This is a genomic window from Silvimonas sp. JCM 19000 (assembly GCF_054652575.1).
Genome location: NZ_BAAIHC010000003.1, coordinates 187,829 through 201,952 on the forward strand (window position 1 = coordinate 187,829; position 14,124 = coordinate 201,952).

15 protein-coding genes and 2 tRNA genes are annotated in these 14,124 nt (G+C 60.1%); 9 read left to right on the forward strand and 8 right to left on the reverse strand.

What is annotated here, in order from left to right; all coding sequences use genetic code 11:
- Positions 1-78: 78 nt before the first annotated feature.
- Together ACYQ1A_RS04610 and ACYQ1A_RS04615 are read left to right on the forward strand one after the other, a co-directional pair.
- Positions 79-154 (forward strand) — tRNA-Asn (locus ACYQ1A_RS04610).
- Positions 155-706: 552 nt separating this feature from the next.
- Positions 707-1,240: a hypothetical protein gene (locus tag ACYQ1A_RS04615; protein WP_499360599.1), complete on the forward strand. Its 534-nt coding sequence runs from the start codon at positions 707-709 to the stop codon at positions 1,238-1,240.
- A 15-nt stretch (positions 1,241-1,255) separates the two neighbouring features.
- Here the strand turns inward: ACYQ1A_RS04615 and ACYQ1A_RS04620 are convergent, their stop codons facing one another.
- The 4 genes from ACYQ1A_RS04620 to ACYQ1A_RS04635 form a co-directional block, all read right to left on the reverse strand.
- On the reverse strand, positions 1,256-2,023 hold the full coding sequence (locus tag ACYQ1A_RS04620) for a class I SAM-dependent methyltransferase (RefSeq protein WP_499360600.1): 768 nt from the start codon (positions 2,021-2,023) through the stop codon (positions 1,256-1,258).
- Positions 2,020-2,892: a M90 family metallopeptidase gene (locus tag ACYQ1A_RS04625; RefSeq protein ID WP_499360602.1), complete on the reverse strand. Its 873-nt coding sequence runs from the start codon at positions 2,890-2,892 to the stop codon at positions 2,020-2,022. Before ACYQ1A_RS04625 ends, ACYQ1A_RS04620 begins: the two co-directional genes overlap by 4 nt.
- 114 nt (positions 2,893-3,006) lie before the next feature.
- Positions 3,007-4,062, reverse strand: coding sequence for a glycosyltransferase family 4 protein (locus ACYQ1A_RS04630; protein WP_499360603.1), 1,056 nt, complete (start codon positions 4,060-4,062; stop codon positions 3,007-3,009).
- Positions 4,059-4,880, reverse strand: a complete 822-nt coding sequence (locus tag ACYQ1A_RS04635) for a UDP-2,3-diacylglucosamine diphosphatase (protein WP_499360605.1) — start codon at positions 4,878-4,880, stop codon at positions 4,059-4,061. The genes ACYQ1A_RS04630 and ACYQ1A_RS04635 overlap by 4 nt, the downstream gene beginning before the upstream one ends.
- Before the next feature lie 171 nt (positions 4,881-5,051).
- Here ACYQ1A_RS04635 and ACYQ1A_RS04640 point away from each other — a divergent pair, with 171 nt between their 5' ends.
- Positions 5,052-5,264, forward strand: a complete 213-nt coding sequence (locus tag ACYQ1A_RS04640) for a DUF1289 domain-containing protein (protein WP_062224986.1) — start codon at positions 5,052-5,054, stop codon at positions 5,262-5,264.
- Positions 5,265-5,314: 50 nt separating this feature from the next.
- On the opposite strand, the gene ACYQ1A_RS04645 is transcribed toward ACYQ1A_RS04640, so the two are convergent.
- The 3 genes from ACYQ1A_RS04645 to rsmI form a co-directional block, all read right to left on the reverse strand.
- Positions 5,315-6,073 (reverse strand): SDR family NAD(P)-dependent oxidoreductase, encoded by a 759-nt coding sequence (locus ACYQ1A_RS04645; protein ID WP_062224985.1) that lies wholly within the window; start codon positions 6,071-6,073, stop codon positions 5,315-5,317.
- 239 nt (positions 6,074-6,312) lie between these two features.
- A tRNA-Leu gene (locus ACYQ1A_RS04650) sits at positions 6,313-6,397 on the reverse strand.
- Between the two features lie 69 nt (positions 6,398-6,466).
- Entirely contained in the window at positions 6,467-7,375 is a 909-nt protein-coding gene (gene rsmI / locus ACYQ1A_RS04655; RefSeq protein WP_499360608.1) for a 16S rRNA (cytidine(1402)-2'-O)-methyltransferase, read from the reverse strand.
- Between the two features lie 93 nt (positions 7,376-7,468).
- Between rsmI and ACYQ1A_RS04660 the strand changes: the two genes are divergently transcribed.
- The 4 genes from ACYQ1A_RS04660 to ACYQ1A_RS04675 are packed head-to-tail and all read left to right on the forward strand — an operon-like array spanning position 7,469 to position 10,215.
- The gene (locus tag ACYQ1A_RS04660) at positions 7,469-8,653 is read left to right on the forward strand and encodes a penicillin-binding protein activator (protein WP_499360609.1); all 1,185 of its coding nucleotides are present in this window, start codon (positions 7,469-7,471) and stop codon (positions 8,651-8,653) included.
- The gene (locus ACYQ1A_RS04665; RefSeq protein WP_499360611.1) at positions 8,650-8,991 is read left to right on the forward strand and encodes a YraN family protein; all 342 of its coding nucleotides are present in this window, start codon (positions 8,650-8,652) and stop codon (positions 8,989-8,991) included. Before ACYQ1A_RS04660 ends, ACYQ1A_RS04665 begins: the two co-directional genes overlap by 4 nt.
- Before the next feature lie 23 nt (positions 8,992-9,014).
- The gene (locus ACYQ1A_RS04670; RefSeq protein WP_499360613.1) at positions 9,015-9,605 is read left to right on the forward strand and encodes a phosphoheptose isomerase; all 591 of its coding nucleotides are present in this window, start codon (positions 9,015-9,017) and stop codon (positions 9,603-9,605) included.
- Positions 9,606-9,609: 4 nt separating this feature from the next.
- A complete protein-coding gene (locus ACYQ1A_RS04675) occupies positions 9,610-10,215 on the forward strand; it encodes a BON domain-containing protein (protein ID WP_499360615.1) in 606 nt (201 codons plus the stop codon).
- Between the two features lie 23 nt (positions 10,216-10,238).
- Here ACYQ1A_RS04675 and ACYQ1A_RS04680 read toward each other — a convergent pair whose 3' ends face one another.
- Positions 10,239-10,892: an arylesterase gene (locus ACYQ1A_RS04680; protein ID WP_499360617.1), complete on the reverse strand. Its 654-nt coding sequence runs from the start codon at positions 10,890-10,892 to the stop codon at positions 10,239-10,241.
- Between ACYQ1A_RS04680 and ACYQ1A_RS04685 the strand changes: the two genes are divergently transcribed.
- Positions 10,891-11,613, forward strand: coding sequence for an ABC transporter ATP-binding protein (locus ACYQ1A_RS04685; protein WP_499360619.1), 723 nt, complete (start codon positions 10,891-10,893; stop codon positions 11,611-11,613). The genes ACYQ1A_RS04680 and ACYQ1A_RS04685 overlap by 2 nt on opposite strands.
- Positions 11,610-14,072 (forward strand): ABC transporter permease, encoded by a 2,463-nt coding sequence (locus ACYQ1A_RS04690; RefSeq protein WP_499360620.1) that lies wholly within the window; start codon positions 11,610-11,612, stop codon positions 14,070-14,072. Before ACYQ1A_RS04685 ends, ACYQ1A_RS04690 begins: the two co-directional genes overlap by 4 nt.
- Positions 14,073-14,124 lie beyond the last annotated feature (52 nt).

Genomic DNA, 14,124 nt, shown 5'->3' on the forward strand with positions numbered 1-14,124 from the left:
TTTCTCTTTGCATGTTGCTTGACAGGTTTCAAGTGGCCTACTAATATACGCACCTCATCGACGCAGCAGCAAGTCGATTCCCTGATAGCTCAGTCGGTAGAGCGACGGACTGTTAATCCGCAGGTCCCTGGTTCGAGTCCAGGTCGGGGAGCCAGATTCTGAAAGGCCACGCAATCGCGTGGCCTTTTTCATTTGTGTTTCAGACTGCGAAACACAAAGCAGATTTGCATGTACTGCCATGGTCGTCCCCTGATCTGGTGCGCTATAACGGGTATGCGTTACGGCATTGCGTGTGGCGGACAATATCAAGTGGCTCTCGCATCACCAAGCTGTTAAAGCCTCAACGGCCGAAAGCGCGCGGCATACGGGAGCACGGTCAGATTGATTGTTGTAGCCGGGCCATCATACGCAATTCCGATTACGGCTATTACCAGAAATACATCCAGCGCCTATCAATTCACAGAACGAATTGCGCCCAAACCCGCAGTGTTCGCATATAGGCGCAATTTATATAAAAAAATACGCTGCAAATTCAACGATTTGACCCTTTTAATAGGGTGAACATTCTCAGTACTCAATCTGACTTTCAGATTCGTCTCATGGTTGCACCTATCCCCCCTGGATAACTTGGCATGCACCCGGCCCACACGATTTCAGTCGTGTCTGGCAATGCCGGCAGACAGCGTTTCAAAGGGGGAATCACCACATGCGTATCGGATATCTGCTGGATGAATCAGACCACGGCCACGAGCATACACGTCTCGAGCTGATGCGTGCCTGGTCATGCCAGGCTGTGTTTATGGATCTTAACTCGCACTCGCGCCGACAATTGTCGATGGCGCTAGCCAGCCTGATCAGTAATGACACACTGGTCATCCACAATCTCGATACGGCAGGCCTCGGTGCTTATCAATTATTGTGCTTGCTGGAACAACTGGATCGACGTGGCGCCAGTCTTGAAGTCGTGGCGCTGGGTTTATCTTCCGCCACCGCCGAAGGTCAACGCACCTTGATGAATATCCTGATCCAGCAACTGCGTTCCGAGCGCCCGGCGCGTGCCAAACCGCTCGGCAAACAACGTGGCCGTCGGCCCAAGCTCAATGCGAGTGCGGTGCGGCTGCTGGCAGAAAGTCTGCGGCGCGGCATGCACAGCCGTGACGTTGCCAAAGATATGGGCGTATCAATCGCCACCCTGTACCGCTACAAACGCCTGATTGAAGATGGCGGCATCGCGTCCTGATGGTTCCTGGTCCGCTCAGTCGGGCGCGTCCTGCGGCTTGATCGGCAAATAAGCATCAAATCGCGTACTTTCGCCGTCATAGCCAAAGTCAGGTTTGGACCCCGCCAGCCATGGTGCTGCGCGGGGTCTTTTTACTACTACGCGTTGCCGTGCCACACGCCGTGCCGGCGCCAGCAGCGCATCCGAGTCAAAATCCCCGCCGATCAAGGACTGAAACGCGGCCATTTCTTTTTTGGCGCGCGCGCGTTTTTCCGGTTCGGGAAACATCGGGTCCAGAAAGACCACATCAAACGATTGTGGCGCAGCGGCTTCCAGCCAGGCTTGCGCGCCGGCCTGCAGCAAGTTCATGCGGGCGACGATGGGCGCCGTCTCGGCGTCGAGCGCCGCGCGGCGCAAGCCATCCTGCAATAGCGCGCAGACAACGGGATTGCGTTCGAGCAGCGTTACCTCGCAGCCCAGACTGGCCAGCACAAAAGCATCCCGCCCCAGACCGGCCGTCGCGTCGAGCACGCTGGGCGTATTGCCCCCCTTCAAACCCACCGCTTTGGCGACCGGCTGCCCGCGTCCGCCCCCAAATTTGCGCCGATGCGCTTGCGCACCGGCTACCAGATCAACACTGACGCGGCCTTTTGACCCAACTTCCGCCAGCTGCAATTGCTCGTCCAGCCAGAGCAGATACTGGCCCTCAGCCGGGGCAGCCTCCAGGGTGATCAGCCCGTATTGCGCGCACAGCGCTTGCAGTTCGGCGTCGGCCGCCGCTAGCACACCGACCGGCACGCTCATGCCCAACCACCAGGCGCGGGTGTGGGCAGGATGCCGGGATTGATCAGCGGATCAAAAGCGACGGGTCCAAGGTCCAGTGGTTCAAACGCGGGGCGATAACGAACGCGCGGCAAACGGGCGAGCGGGTCTTGCTGATAGAACTGGCGCAATTGCTGATAAACCTCGGGGTATTGCTCCGCAATAGCATGCGGCGTTTCAAAAAAGTATTCGCTCATTACGGCAAAGCATTCGGCCGGATTCTCGGCCGCATATAAATCGATCGGACTGTATTCGCCGGTATGGGCCAAGCGGCTTAAATGCGAAAACGCCCGCGAAAACGCGGCCTTCCATTGCGCTGCATCCATGCCCGCATGCAAGGGCGGGCGGCCGTTGGGCGCGCCGTCGCGCATATCAAGTTTGTGCGCAAATTCGTGGATGACCACATTCCAGCCGTCGAGCCATGCGGATTGTGACACGTCTAGCCATGACAACAGAACCGGCCCGTCCGAGCGGGCCTGCCCGGCCAGGATTTGTTCGTACTCGTGCACCAGGCCGTAATGATCGGTGTAACGGTCGCGGGACAAGAATTGTCCGGGATAGACAATGATCTCGTGCCAGTCGTCATACGCATCAAAGCCGAGATTCAGCACGGGCAAGACCGCTTGCGCCGCGAGCAAAACGCGATCAGCGTCGCTGAGTTCCAGCCCATCAACGCAAATAATCGATTTTTCATGCAAAAACCAGGCCGATTGCTCGCGCAAACGTTGGCGTTCTTCTGGCGACAAGCCCATAAACAACGGCAGCTGTACCACCTGGCGCCAGATTGGATCGGGGATGGGATTGCGCGCCAGATGGCGCTTGCGGCGCTGATTCTTGATGAAATCGAACATGGCAATAAAAAGGCCAGCCTGCGCCTGTTGGTCTGGATCAAACCAAAGTGAGGCAGCCAACTGGCCTTTTCAAGCAGCGGCCGCAGGCGGGGGCTGGGCGTGGCATATGCGCGTTTAATCGGCGGCGGCTTGCACTGCCAGCTGTAATTCGCGTTGCGCCGCTTCAGAGAAAGGATGCAGATGCTGCATGAACTGGCGGCTGGCGGCCGCCCATGAGAACTGCTCGGCATGTTTGCGCACCGCAGCGCGGTCGATATGCAGCGCCTCCAGGCAAGCCTGGCGCAAATCCTGATTGAGCGCGCCGGGGCCGTCGCGGCCGATCACGTCGATGGGGCCGGTGACCGGGTAAGCCGCCACCGGGCAGCCGCAGCCCATGGCCTCGAGCAAAACCAGCCCAAACGTATCGGTACGCGATGGGAACACAAACACATCGGCGCTGTTATAAACCTGCGCCAGTTCGCCCTGGTTAAGCACGCCCAGCCAATGCACGCCATTTGATTCGTTATAACGGCCGCGCAGACTGGCCGCGGCCGGGCCATCGCCACATACCCATTTCGAGCCGGGCAAGTCGAGCTGCAAGAACGCCTCGACATTCTTCTCCACCGCCACACGCCCGACGTAAACAAAAATGGGGCGTCGCGTTTGCAGGCGTTCCCGTGAGCCAGGCCGGAAAATCTCCAGATCCACGCCGCGCGACCACAGCACCACATTATTAAAACCATGCGATTGCAAATCCTCGACCACCACCCGCGTCGGCACCATCACGGCGCGGGCAGCGTTATGAAACCGTGCCAGCCAACGATAGGTCCATGCAAGCGGAATACCAAAGCGCAAATGTACGTATTCCGGAAACCGCGAATGATAAGCCGTGGTGAACGGCAAATTGTTTTTAATACAGTATTTGCGCGCCGCCATTCCAAGCGGGCCTTCGGTGGCGATATGAATTGCATCAGGTTTGAAACGCTCGATATGCGCCGCAATTTTTTTGCCAGGCATAAAAGCGAGGCGTATCTCGGGATAAGTCGGGCAAGGCATGGTGCGGAATTGCTGCGGCTGGATCAATTCAACTTTATGTCCCAGTTTTTGTAATTCCAGCCGGGTTTGTTTCAGCGTACGCACCACCCCGTTGACTTGCGGTTCCCATGCGTCGGTCACAATCAGGATATTCATGCGGTGATTTCCTGCAAACCCGCGCCAGTTGGGGCAACGGTCAAACTATTGATTTGCGCGGCCTGCTCGGCAAAAAAAGTCTGCCAGGTCAGGATTTTAAGTTCGCCATTGGGTAATTCGACCAGGGCGGTCAGACTTTCGACCCAATCGCCGTCATTGCAATACAACACGCCGTCAATCTCGCGCATTTCGGCTTTATGGATATGGCCGCAAATCACCCCATCCAGCCCGCGCGTTTTGGCTTCCAATGCCACCGCTTGCTCAAAACTGCTGACAAAGTTAACGGCCTTTTTGACCTTGTGTTTAAGGTATTGCGACAAAGACCAATAGCCCAATCCCATACGGGCGCGGGCGCGGTTAAACCAGTAATTGAGTTTGAGCGTTATGCCATAGAGACGGTCGCCCACAATTGCCAGCCAGCGCGCACATTGCACCACCCCATCAAAGCGATCGCCATGTAACACCAGCATGCGGCGACCATCGGCGGTGGTGTGCACCACTTCGTCTTCAATGCGGATATCGCCAAACATCAGCCCCAGAAACTGGCGCGCGCCTTCATCGTGATTGCCCGGGATATAGATAACGTGGGTGCCTTTGCGCGCTTTGCGCAGCACTTTCTGGATGACGTCATTATGGCTTTGCTGCCAATACCAGGAGCGCTTGAGCGCCCAGCCATCAATGATGTCGCCGACCAGGTAGAGATATTCGGCTTCGGTATTCTTGAGAAAATCGAGCAGATATTCCGCCTGGCAACCCGAGGTGCCCAGGTGCAGGTCGGAAATCCAGATGCTACGGAATTTCAAAGGGTTATCTGCCATCTCATGCTTCCGCGCGTTGATTTTGCGCATCATGCAACCGGCAGATGACAATCGCGCTAATTGTTAATGACGCTTTGATTGCAGGCGGCAAGCAAAACGCCGATCAGTACGTGCTTGACTATCCGGGCTGCTCATTCGATAGTCTGGCCCGATTGTTCTTGCGGATTGTGTATGTCTTCTCGCCCCGATTCCCCCTGCATTGCCATGTGTTCCACCGGTCTGGGCGATGACGTTTGCCGTGGCTGCGGCCGCACGTTTCTTGAGGTTGCCAACTGGACGACGCTGAACGCCGCAGAGCGGGAACAGGTTTGGCAGCGACTGGAAGCGTGGTGGCAACAGCAAGGGCTTACCGCGCCGTGGTTGCGGCAGGGCCACGCCAAATAAAAAGCCCGGCTTGGCCGCCGGGCTGTTGTATTTAGCGCAAATCTATTCGTTTAGATAAACATGCCGCCGGATACTTCAATGCGCTGCGCATTAATCCAGCCGCTGCCATCGCTGAGCAAGGCCGCAATTGCACCGCCAATATCATCCGGCAAACCCACGCGGCCCAAGGCCGTTGCCGCAGCAACCGCCGCATTGGCCTGTTTGTTATCGCGAATTTCGCCGCCGCGGAAATCGGTTTCGATCGCGCCCGGGGCAATGGTATTGACCGCAATCCTGCGGCTACCCAGTTCTTTGGCCAGATAGCGGGCCAATACCTCAACGCCGCCCTTCATCGCGCCATAGACGCCATAGCCGGGGAAGGCAAAACGCGACAGTCCGCTCGATATCATCACGATCCGACCGCCATCCTTGATGACCGGCAGCAGTTTCTGCGTGATAAAGAAGGGGCCTTTCAGATGGATATTCATCAGCGTATCGAAGGTTTCCTCAGTGGTTTCTGCAATCGGGCTATTGATGCCGATGCCGGCGTTATTGATGAGGAAATCAAAGCGATCGGTTTGCCAGGTATCGGCCAACGCTTGCTTGACCTGGGCGACGAAGCCATCGAATTCCGCGCTATTGCCAGCGTCCAGTTTGAGCGCGACCGCGCGACGGCCCAGCGCTTCGATTTCTTTAACCGTGCTTTGCGCGGCTTCGGCATTGCTGTGATAAGTGATGATGGCATCCACGCCATCGCGCGCCAGATGCAAAGCCGCATTCTTGCCCAAACCGCGGCTGCCGCCAGTGATAATTGCAATCTTCTGAGTCATGTTCGTGCGCTCCGTATAACAGGCTGGGAAAAGAGTTAACGGATTGCAGTTTAGGCGGGGAAATTGGGCGGATAAATCAGGCAGATTGAGCAAGACTGTTTGGTAAAACAAAACAATCACGCACCCGCCGCGGGCAGAGTGAGCAGACGTAAAAAAACCGGCTCCAGGCCGGTTTTCTTATTGGTGCATTGCATCTGCAATACAGCTTGCGCTGCTTCCTTATACATGCACCGTTATTCTGGTGCCCGGGGGGGGACTCGAACCCCCACACCTTGCGGCGGCGGATTTTGAATCCGCTGCGTCTACCGATTCCGCCACCCGGGCTAAGGAGGCGAGATTATCGGTTACCTTTCGTCGCTTTGGCAAGGCCAAGTTGCATTGCTGCGCGCTTTTTCATTCTTCATCCGCGTCTTCAGCGTCTGCGGCCGCCTCGGCCTTTAGCTGTAATGCCCGTTCATACAAGGCGTTGCGTGCGGCGCCGGTAATTTTCTGGGCCAGCGCCACGGCTTGTTTCACCGGCAATTGGCTCAACAAAGGTTGCAATACCGCATCGTGTGCATTCTCGGCATCGGCCGGTGCCGGTGGGGCCGCGTCGATGACGATGACAAATTCGCCGCGTTGCTGATTGCTGTCGGAGGCGGTCCAGCTCTGCAAGGCGGACAGCGGCCCGCGCTTGAGTGTTTCAAAAGTTTTGGTGATTTCACGCGCCAGCAAGGCGGTGCGGTCGGCGCCAAAGCAGGTGACCAGATCGGCCATGGTGTCGAGGATGCGGTGCGGTGCTTCGTAAAACACCGTGGCGTAGGGCAGGTTGAGGAGTGGCGCCAGTGCGTCCTGGCGTTGGCGCGTTTTGGGCGGCAAAAAGCCATAGAACAATGTGTGTGCACAAGTGAAGCCAGCCACGCTCAAGGCGCTGGTCAGCGCGCTGGCGCCAGGGATGGGCACAACCTTGAGGCCCGCGTCGTGCACGGCGGCCACCAGTTGCGCGCCGGGGTCGGAAATCGCCGGTGTGCCGGCATCCGAGACCTGGGCCACGCTGTCACCGGCTTGCAGGCGCGTGACGATCTTCTCGGCCATGCTGCGCTCGTTATGTTCGCGCACGCTGATCATGGGCGTGGTGATGCCAAAATGCTTGAGCAACTGGCCGGTGACACGAGTGTCTTCGGCCGCGATCACGCTCACATTTCGCAGAATATTCAACGCTCTGGGCGTTAAATCTTGCAGGTTCCCGATCGGAGTGGCGACCACATATAATGTGCCACCACTGACTTCTGAAGGTTCTGTATGCACGCTCGGGCTCTCCATGCGGTTTGTTGCGGGCCGCGCAGGCCACTGGCGGCCGTACTATACGGCCTGGTCCTGTTTGCGGCCAGCGCCGTCCATGCCGCAGCGCCGCTGGTGACCATTGCGTCGCCGGTTGCATCGAGCCCGGCGCATCAGACACCTGCTTCAGCTGCGGCTGCTGCAGCGGCCACCAACAAGCCCGCAGCGCAAGACGCCTCTGCCCTGGCCACGCCGCCCACCGGCCAGTTTATTGCCGTCTTGCTGCCCGCACGCAGCAAGGCCTGGAAGCCGGCGGTGGATGCAATCAAGGCGGGCTTGTTTGCCGCGGAAGGCGCTTTGTCGGATGGCGATCAACCGCCATTGCGTGTATTCGATACCAGCGATGCCGAGGATGACATCCTCACCCAGTTCAACCGGGCGCGTAATCTGGGTGCGGCGGCGGTGATCGGGCCGCTGACGCAGACGGCGGTTAACAATATCGCTGATAACGGCCACTTTGAATTCCCGGTACTGGCGCTCAATCGTTTTGACGACAAGACCCTGCGCCGACCCAATTTATACAGCTTCAGTTTGTCCACCGAGGTGGAGGCCAGCCAGGTGGCGCGCTGGATGCATGACGATGGTATTGCCCAGCCTGTGATTCTGGTGGGCGATGGCGCCCTCGCCAAGCGCATGGCCCAGGGTTTTACAGAGGCATGGAAAGGCGTGAGCAACGGCCGTATGCCCAATGTATTGGGCATGCCGGTCAGCCGTCAGGACTACGCCGGTTTGCGGGCGCAACTTGATCAGATTGGTGCTGATGGCGTATTCCTCGCCATGAACGACAAGCAGGCGCGCCGCGTGCGACCGTTTGTGGGCACCGGTCGCGCCCTGTATGCCACCAGCCAGATCAACCCGGGCCGTTTACCGACACCCGCCTTGTTTGATCTGGCCGGTATCCATTATCTGGATATGCCGTGGATCGCCGATCCGGGCAATCCGGCCTGGCGCGTGTATGAACGTGCGCGTTCGCCGTCCAATGATGTTGAGCGTTTGTTTGCGCTAGGCGTCGATACCTGGCGTTTGATGGCCAGCATACTGGCGGCGCAACCTGGCACGCCGATACATGATGACGGCCTGACCGGCCAATTGCGCATCGGCCCGGATGGCGTGGTTGACCGGACTTTGATGCAGATGCAGACCAGCATCAAGGTGCCCGATGCCGAGCCGCCCGGCACGGCCAACGCGCCCACCCCCGCCAACGCAACCCCGTCGGCCCCCGCGGCCAACGACGCCAGCCTGCCTGCGGCCCAGCCGTGAGTGTGGATGGCGCCCAGGCCGAACGCCAGGCCGCCGCATATCTGCAAGCGCGCGGGCTGGAGATCGTCGAACGCAACTGGCGCTGCCGCTTTGGGGAGATCGACCTGATTGCGCGCCAGGGCCTAACACTGGTATTTGTGGAAGTCCGCGCGCGCCGCAGTCGTCGTTATGGCGGCGCCGCATTCAGCATTACCCCGGCCAAATGCGCGCGCTGGATGGCCGCCGCCGAGCATTATCTGGCCACGCTCTCGCCTCAGCCCGCCTGCCGCTTTGATGCCGTCTGCATTGATCACGGCCGGATCGAATGGCTGCAGCATTGTCTGGACGTCAGTAACTGATCAAGTAAGAACAAGGAAGATTCATGGATTTGATGCAGCGCGTGCGCGGGCATTTTGACGAGAACATCGCGGTAACGTCGCTGGTGCAAGACATCCTGTCGCCGCAGATTGCACAGGCCGCCGAAAAACTGATGCAGACCTTGATTGTCGATGCGCGCATCCTGGCCTGCGGCAATGGCACGTCGGCCTCGCAAGTGCAGCAGTTTGCCGCGGCCATGGTGGGGCGCTTTGAGCGCGAACGCCCGGGTTTGTCGGCGATAGCCCTGACCACCGACACCAGCACCATCACCGCCATCGCCAACGATTACGACTTTGATATGGTCTATTCGCGTCAGGTGCATGCGGTGGGCCGCGCGGGTGATGTGTTGCTGGTGGTGTCTACTTCAGGGAACTCTGCCAACGTCATCTCTGCCATACACGCGGCGCATGACCGCCAGATGAGCGTTGTGGCCCTGACCGGCCGTGATGGCGGTCAGATCGCCGATATTCTGGCAGGCGAAGATATCCATTTGTGCGTGCCGGTTGAACGGCAATCACGGATTCAGGAAACGCACGCATTGATCATTCATGCCATATGCGATGCGATCGACTATTTGTTGTTAGGGGGAGAATAAATCAATGACACGTACCACAATCCGTAGTGGTCTGGTGGCCGCCGCTTTGGCGCTGGGACTGGGTTTGCAAGGATGTATTCCTGTGGTGTTTGCCACCGGCGCCGCGCTGGGCGTGCTGATCGGCACTGATCCGCGTCCGGCTGAGACGATGAAATCGGATATCGATGCCGGCGGCAATATCAGCAGCAGCATCAGCGATGTGTACAAAGACACTGCCCACGTTAACGTGAATGTCTTCAACGGCAATACGCTGTTAACCGGCGAAGTGCCCAATCCGGCAGCGAAGGCGCGCGTTGAAGAAATCGCGCGCAAAAATCCGGGCGTACGCAAGATTTATAACGAAGTCACCATCGGCCCGGTCTCGACCACCGCCAACCGGCTGTATGACGCGCAATTGTCGGCGCGCGTCAAAACTGCCGTGGTAGGTGAGATTGGCGATCTGGGTTCGGTGCACTTGATGGTAGTGACTGAGCGCCAGGTGGTTTATCTGCTGGGTATCAGCAAGCCGGATGTGGTCGACCGCGCTGCCAAAGCGGCCAGCCTGGTCAGCGGCGTCAATCAGGTGGTGAAGATGGCGGAATATCAGCCCAGCGGCCCGGCTGACAAGTAATCGGGATAGTAAAAACGCGCGGTTCAAGCCGCGCGTTTTTTATTGCTGGCGCTGCGGGCCGCGGCAGGCTTGAGCAAGGGCTGGATGTCTTTGTAGATTTGCTCCATGACCATGGGCTCAGCCACGGCCACCGGATGCAGCTGATCATTCTGGAACAGTTCGGGTCGCGTAATGACCGGGGCCAGCAAGAATGGCGTGAGGGTGGTGTGATATTGCGCGGCCAGCGTGCTGTACATGGCGGCAAATTGCTTGACGTAATCGGGGCCCAGATTCGGTGGCATCTGCATGCCGATCAAATGCACGCGCGCGCCGCTGGCCTGGATTTGTTTGATCATGCTGGCCAGGTTTTGTTGTGCTTTGTCCAGCGGCAAGCCACGCAGGCCGTCATTGGCCCCCAGTTCCAGCAGCACCAGCGTGGGCTTGTGGGTAGCCAGCGCGGCGGGCAAACGGGTCAGGCCGCCCGCTGTGGTTTCGCCAGAAACGCTGGCGTTGATCACCCGGGCAGCGCCGCCGCTTTGCTTGATGCGCGCTTCCAGCAAGGGTGGCCACGCTTGTTCAGCACGCAAGCCGTAACCGGCCGATAAACTATCGCCGAAAACCAGAATCACAGCAGACGGAGCTGGCGCGGCTTGCGCGCCACTCAACCCGCTCAACAACATCAAAAGCACAGCGAACATGAACGATACACGCACCGATTTCTCCGAAGGCATGCTGGTGGCAAAAGGGCTGGGCAAGCGCGTCGACGCAGCCGGCCAGAGCATCGACATTCTGCACGATATATCGTTCAGCCTGGCCGCAGGCGCCAGCCTGGCCATCGTCGGCGCGTCCGGCTCGGGCAAGTCGACCTTGCTGTCCTTGCTGGCCGGGCTGGATACGCCGAGCCATGGCGACGTGCTGCTGGCAGGGCAGGCGCTGGGCGCGCTGGACGAAGATGGCCGGGCACGGGTGCGTGGGCAGTACGCCGGGTTTGTGTTTCAGTCGTTCCAGCTGTTGCCGGAGTTGTCGGCGCTGGAAAACGTCATGCTGCCGCTGGAGTTGTTTGGCGGCAAAACCAGTCAGGCGCAGTTGCGTGAAACAGCGCAGCACTGGCTGCAACGGGTCGGCCTTGGCGCGCGCATGCAGCATACGCCGCGCACTTTGTCCGGCGGGGAGCAACAGCGCGTGGCGCTGGCCCGCGCCTTTGCCACCGGCCCACGCATCCTGTTTGCCGACGAGCCGACCGGTAGCCTGGATAGCCATACCGGCGAACTGGTCGCCGATCTCTTGTTCGAGCTCAATCGCGAAACCGAAACCACGCTCGTTCTTGTCACCCACGATGAAACCCTGGCCGCACGGTGCGGCGTGCGTTTGCGCATCGACGCAGGCCGCATGACGCAATGGACCGGAGCGACGGCATGATCCGCATCACCTTGCGTCGCTTCTGGCGCGGCATGGCGGCGGGCGACTATCGCACGCTGCTGGCGGCGCTCATCGTCACCATCGCGGCGCTCACCGCAGTGGGCTTGCTGACCACGCGCATGTCGGGCCTGTTAAGCGGCCAGGCCAACGATCTGCTGGCGGCCGATGCGGTGCTCAGTGCCGATCACCCGATCAATGCCAGCGCAGAACAAAGTGCGCGGCAGGCCGGATTGCAGGTGGCGCATCTGGCGCAGTTTCCCAGCATGGTCAGCGCCAACGGCAAAACCCATCTCGGCACCATCAAGGCGGTGACCGCGGGTTACCCGTTGCGCGGGCAATTGCTGTTGCAGGCGGGGCCGACCAGCAAAGTGGCCAGCGGCATACCGGCCCCCGGCCAGGTCTGGCTGGATACGCGGCTGGCCAGTGCACTCAATGTGCAAGCGGGTGGCCAGCTGCAGCTTGGCACGCGCAGCTTCATCGTCGCTGAATTGATCAACCGCGAACCCGACGCCGCACTGGATTTTTCCGGCTTGCAGCCCCGCTTGCTGCTCAACCAGGCCGATCTGGCCAGCACCGGCCTGATCGGCTTTGGCAGTCGGGTGCGTTATCGCTTGCTGGTGGCGGGCCCGGCCGACTCCGTCCGCCACTGGAAACAAAGTGCGCGCCATCAACTGGCCAGGGGCGAACGGTTGGAGGACGTGCGTGAATCGCGGCCTGAGGTCAAAGTGACGCTGGAACGGGCGGAAGACTTTTTGCGCCTCGTCAGCTTGCTGGCCGCAGCGCTAGCTTGCACCGCGGTGCTGTTGGCCGCGCGCCGCCACGCCTTGCGCCAGACCGATGCCGTGGCTTTGCTGGTGGCGCTGGGGGCCTCGCGCCGCACGGTGGCGACCATGTTGTGGCTGGAGTTGCTGGCGCTGTGGTTACTGGCCGCCTTGATCGGTGGGGGCTTGGGTTGGGCGGCGCAGGCCGGGCTGGAATGGGCGGTACGGGCGCGCCTGCCTGCGCCCTTGCCCCCGGGCGATCCGCGGCAATGGCTGGCTGCGGTGGCGTTGGGCGGTGTGCTGCTGTTGGGCACAGCCGGGCCCGCCTTGTTGCAGCTGGCGCGTACGCCACCGATCCGGGTGCTGCGCCACGATGTCAGTGCCTCGCCCACGGTCTGGATCAGCTGGTTGCTGGTGGCTATCTGCGCCGGGGCTTTGTTGTTCTGGCTGGGCGGTAATCTCAAGCTGACCTTGATCGTGGTGGGCGCCATGTTGGGTGCGCTGGCGCTGGCGGCGGTAGCGGGTTGGGGGGCGCTGGCTTTGTTGGGGCGCTACAGTCACGGCTTTGCGGCCCGGATAGCCTTGCGCCAGTTGCTGCGTCGGCGCTGGCTGAGCATGGCGCAGATGTCGGCGCTGGCTATGGGCTTGCTTGGCGTGTGGCTGTTGACGGTGGTGGAGCATGATTTGCTCGCTACCTGGCAAAGCCGCATCCCGGCCGATGCGCCCAACCAGTTTGTGATTAATCTGCAGCCCGATCAGCAAACTGCTTTCACGCAGCGCATGGCCCAGGCTGGCTATGCCGATATCGCGCTGCAACCGATGATCCGAGGCCGCTGGACTGCGCATAACGGCAAACCCGTGCTCACGCGGCAATATCAGGATGATCGCTCGCGCCAGCTAGCTGAACGCGAATTCAATCTGAGCTGGGGCGATACGCTGCGCCAGGACAACAAATTGCAGACCGGCACCGCGCTGAAGGCCGATCAGCCGGGCTGGTCGGTCGAAGCCGGGCTGGCTGAACGTTTTGATATCAAGGTCGGCGACACGCTAGGTTTTGACGTGGCGGGCACGCCGGTCAGCGGCACTGTGCGCAATCTGCGCAAGGTGGATTGGGATTCTTTCCGGGTCAATTTCTTTGTGACCGGCACCGCGCAGATGTTCGGCAATATGCCCACCAGCCTGATCACCAGTTTTTATCTGCCGCCCGACAACAAAACGCTGGTGCCGCAACTGGTGGCGCAATTCCCCAATGTCAGCGTGTTTGACGTGGGCGCGGTGCTGAACGAGGTGCACCGGATTCTGGATCTGGCCACAAGCGCACTGCAGTTGGTGTTTGCCTTCTGCCTGATCGCGGCGTTGGTGGTATTGGTGGCTGCGCTGGAAACCACGGCGCCCGAGCGTCATCGCGAAACCGCCATCCTGCGCGCGCTGGGTGCCGAGCGCGGCCATATCGCCGCCATCCAGCGCTGGGAGGGCTCGGCGATTGGTGCGGTGGCCGGGCTGGTAGCGGGCTTGTCGGCCAGCGTGGCGGGCTGGTTGTTGGGACGGCAAGTACTGAACCTGCCCACCAGCTTTAATGTATGGCTGCCCTTGGCCAGCATGCTCAGCGGCATAGTGCTGGCGGGCCTGGTGACCGCGTGGGAACGGCGACGCCTGTCGCGCGTGACGGCACTGGCGCTGTTGCGCGATCCGGCCTGAGCCGGGCGATACATTGCAAGCAAGGCCTGGCGGTCGCCAGCGGCCCCAGTCC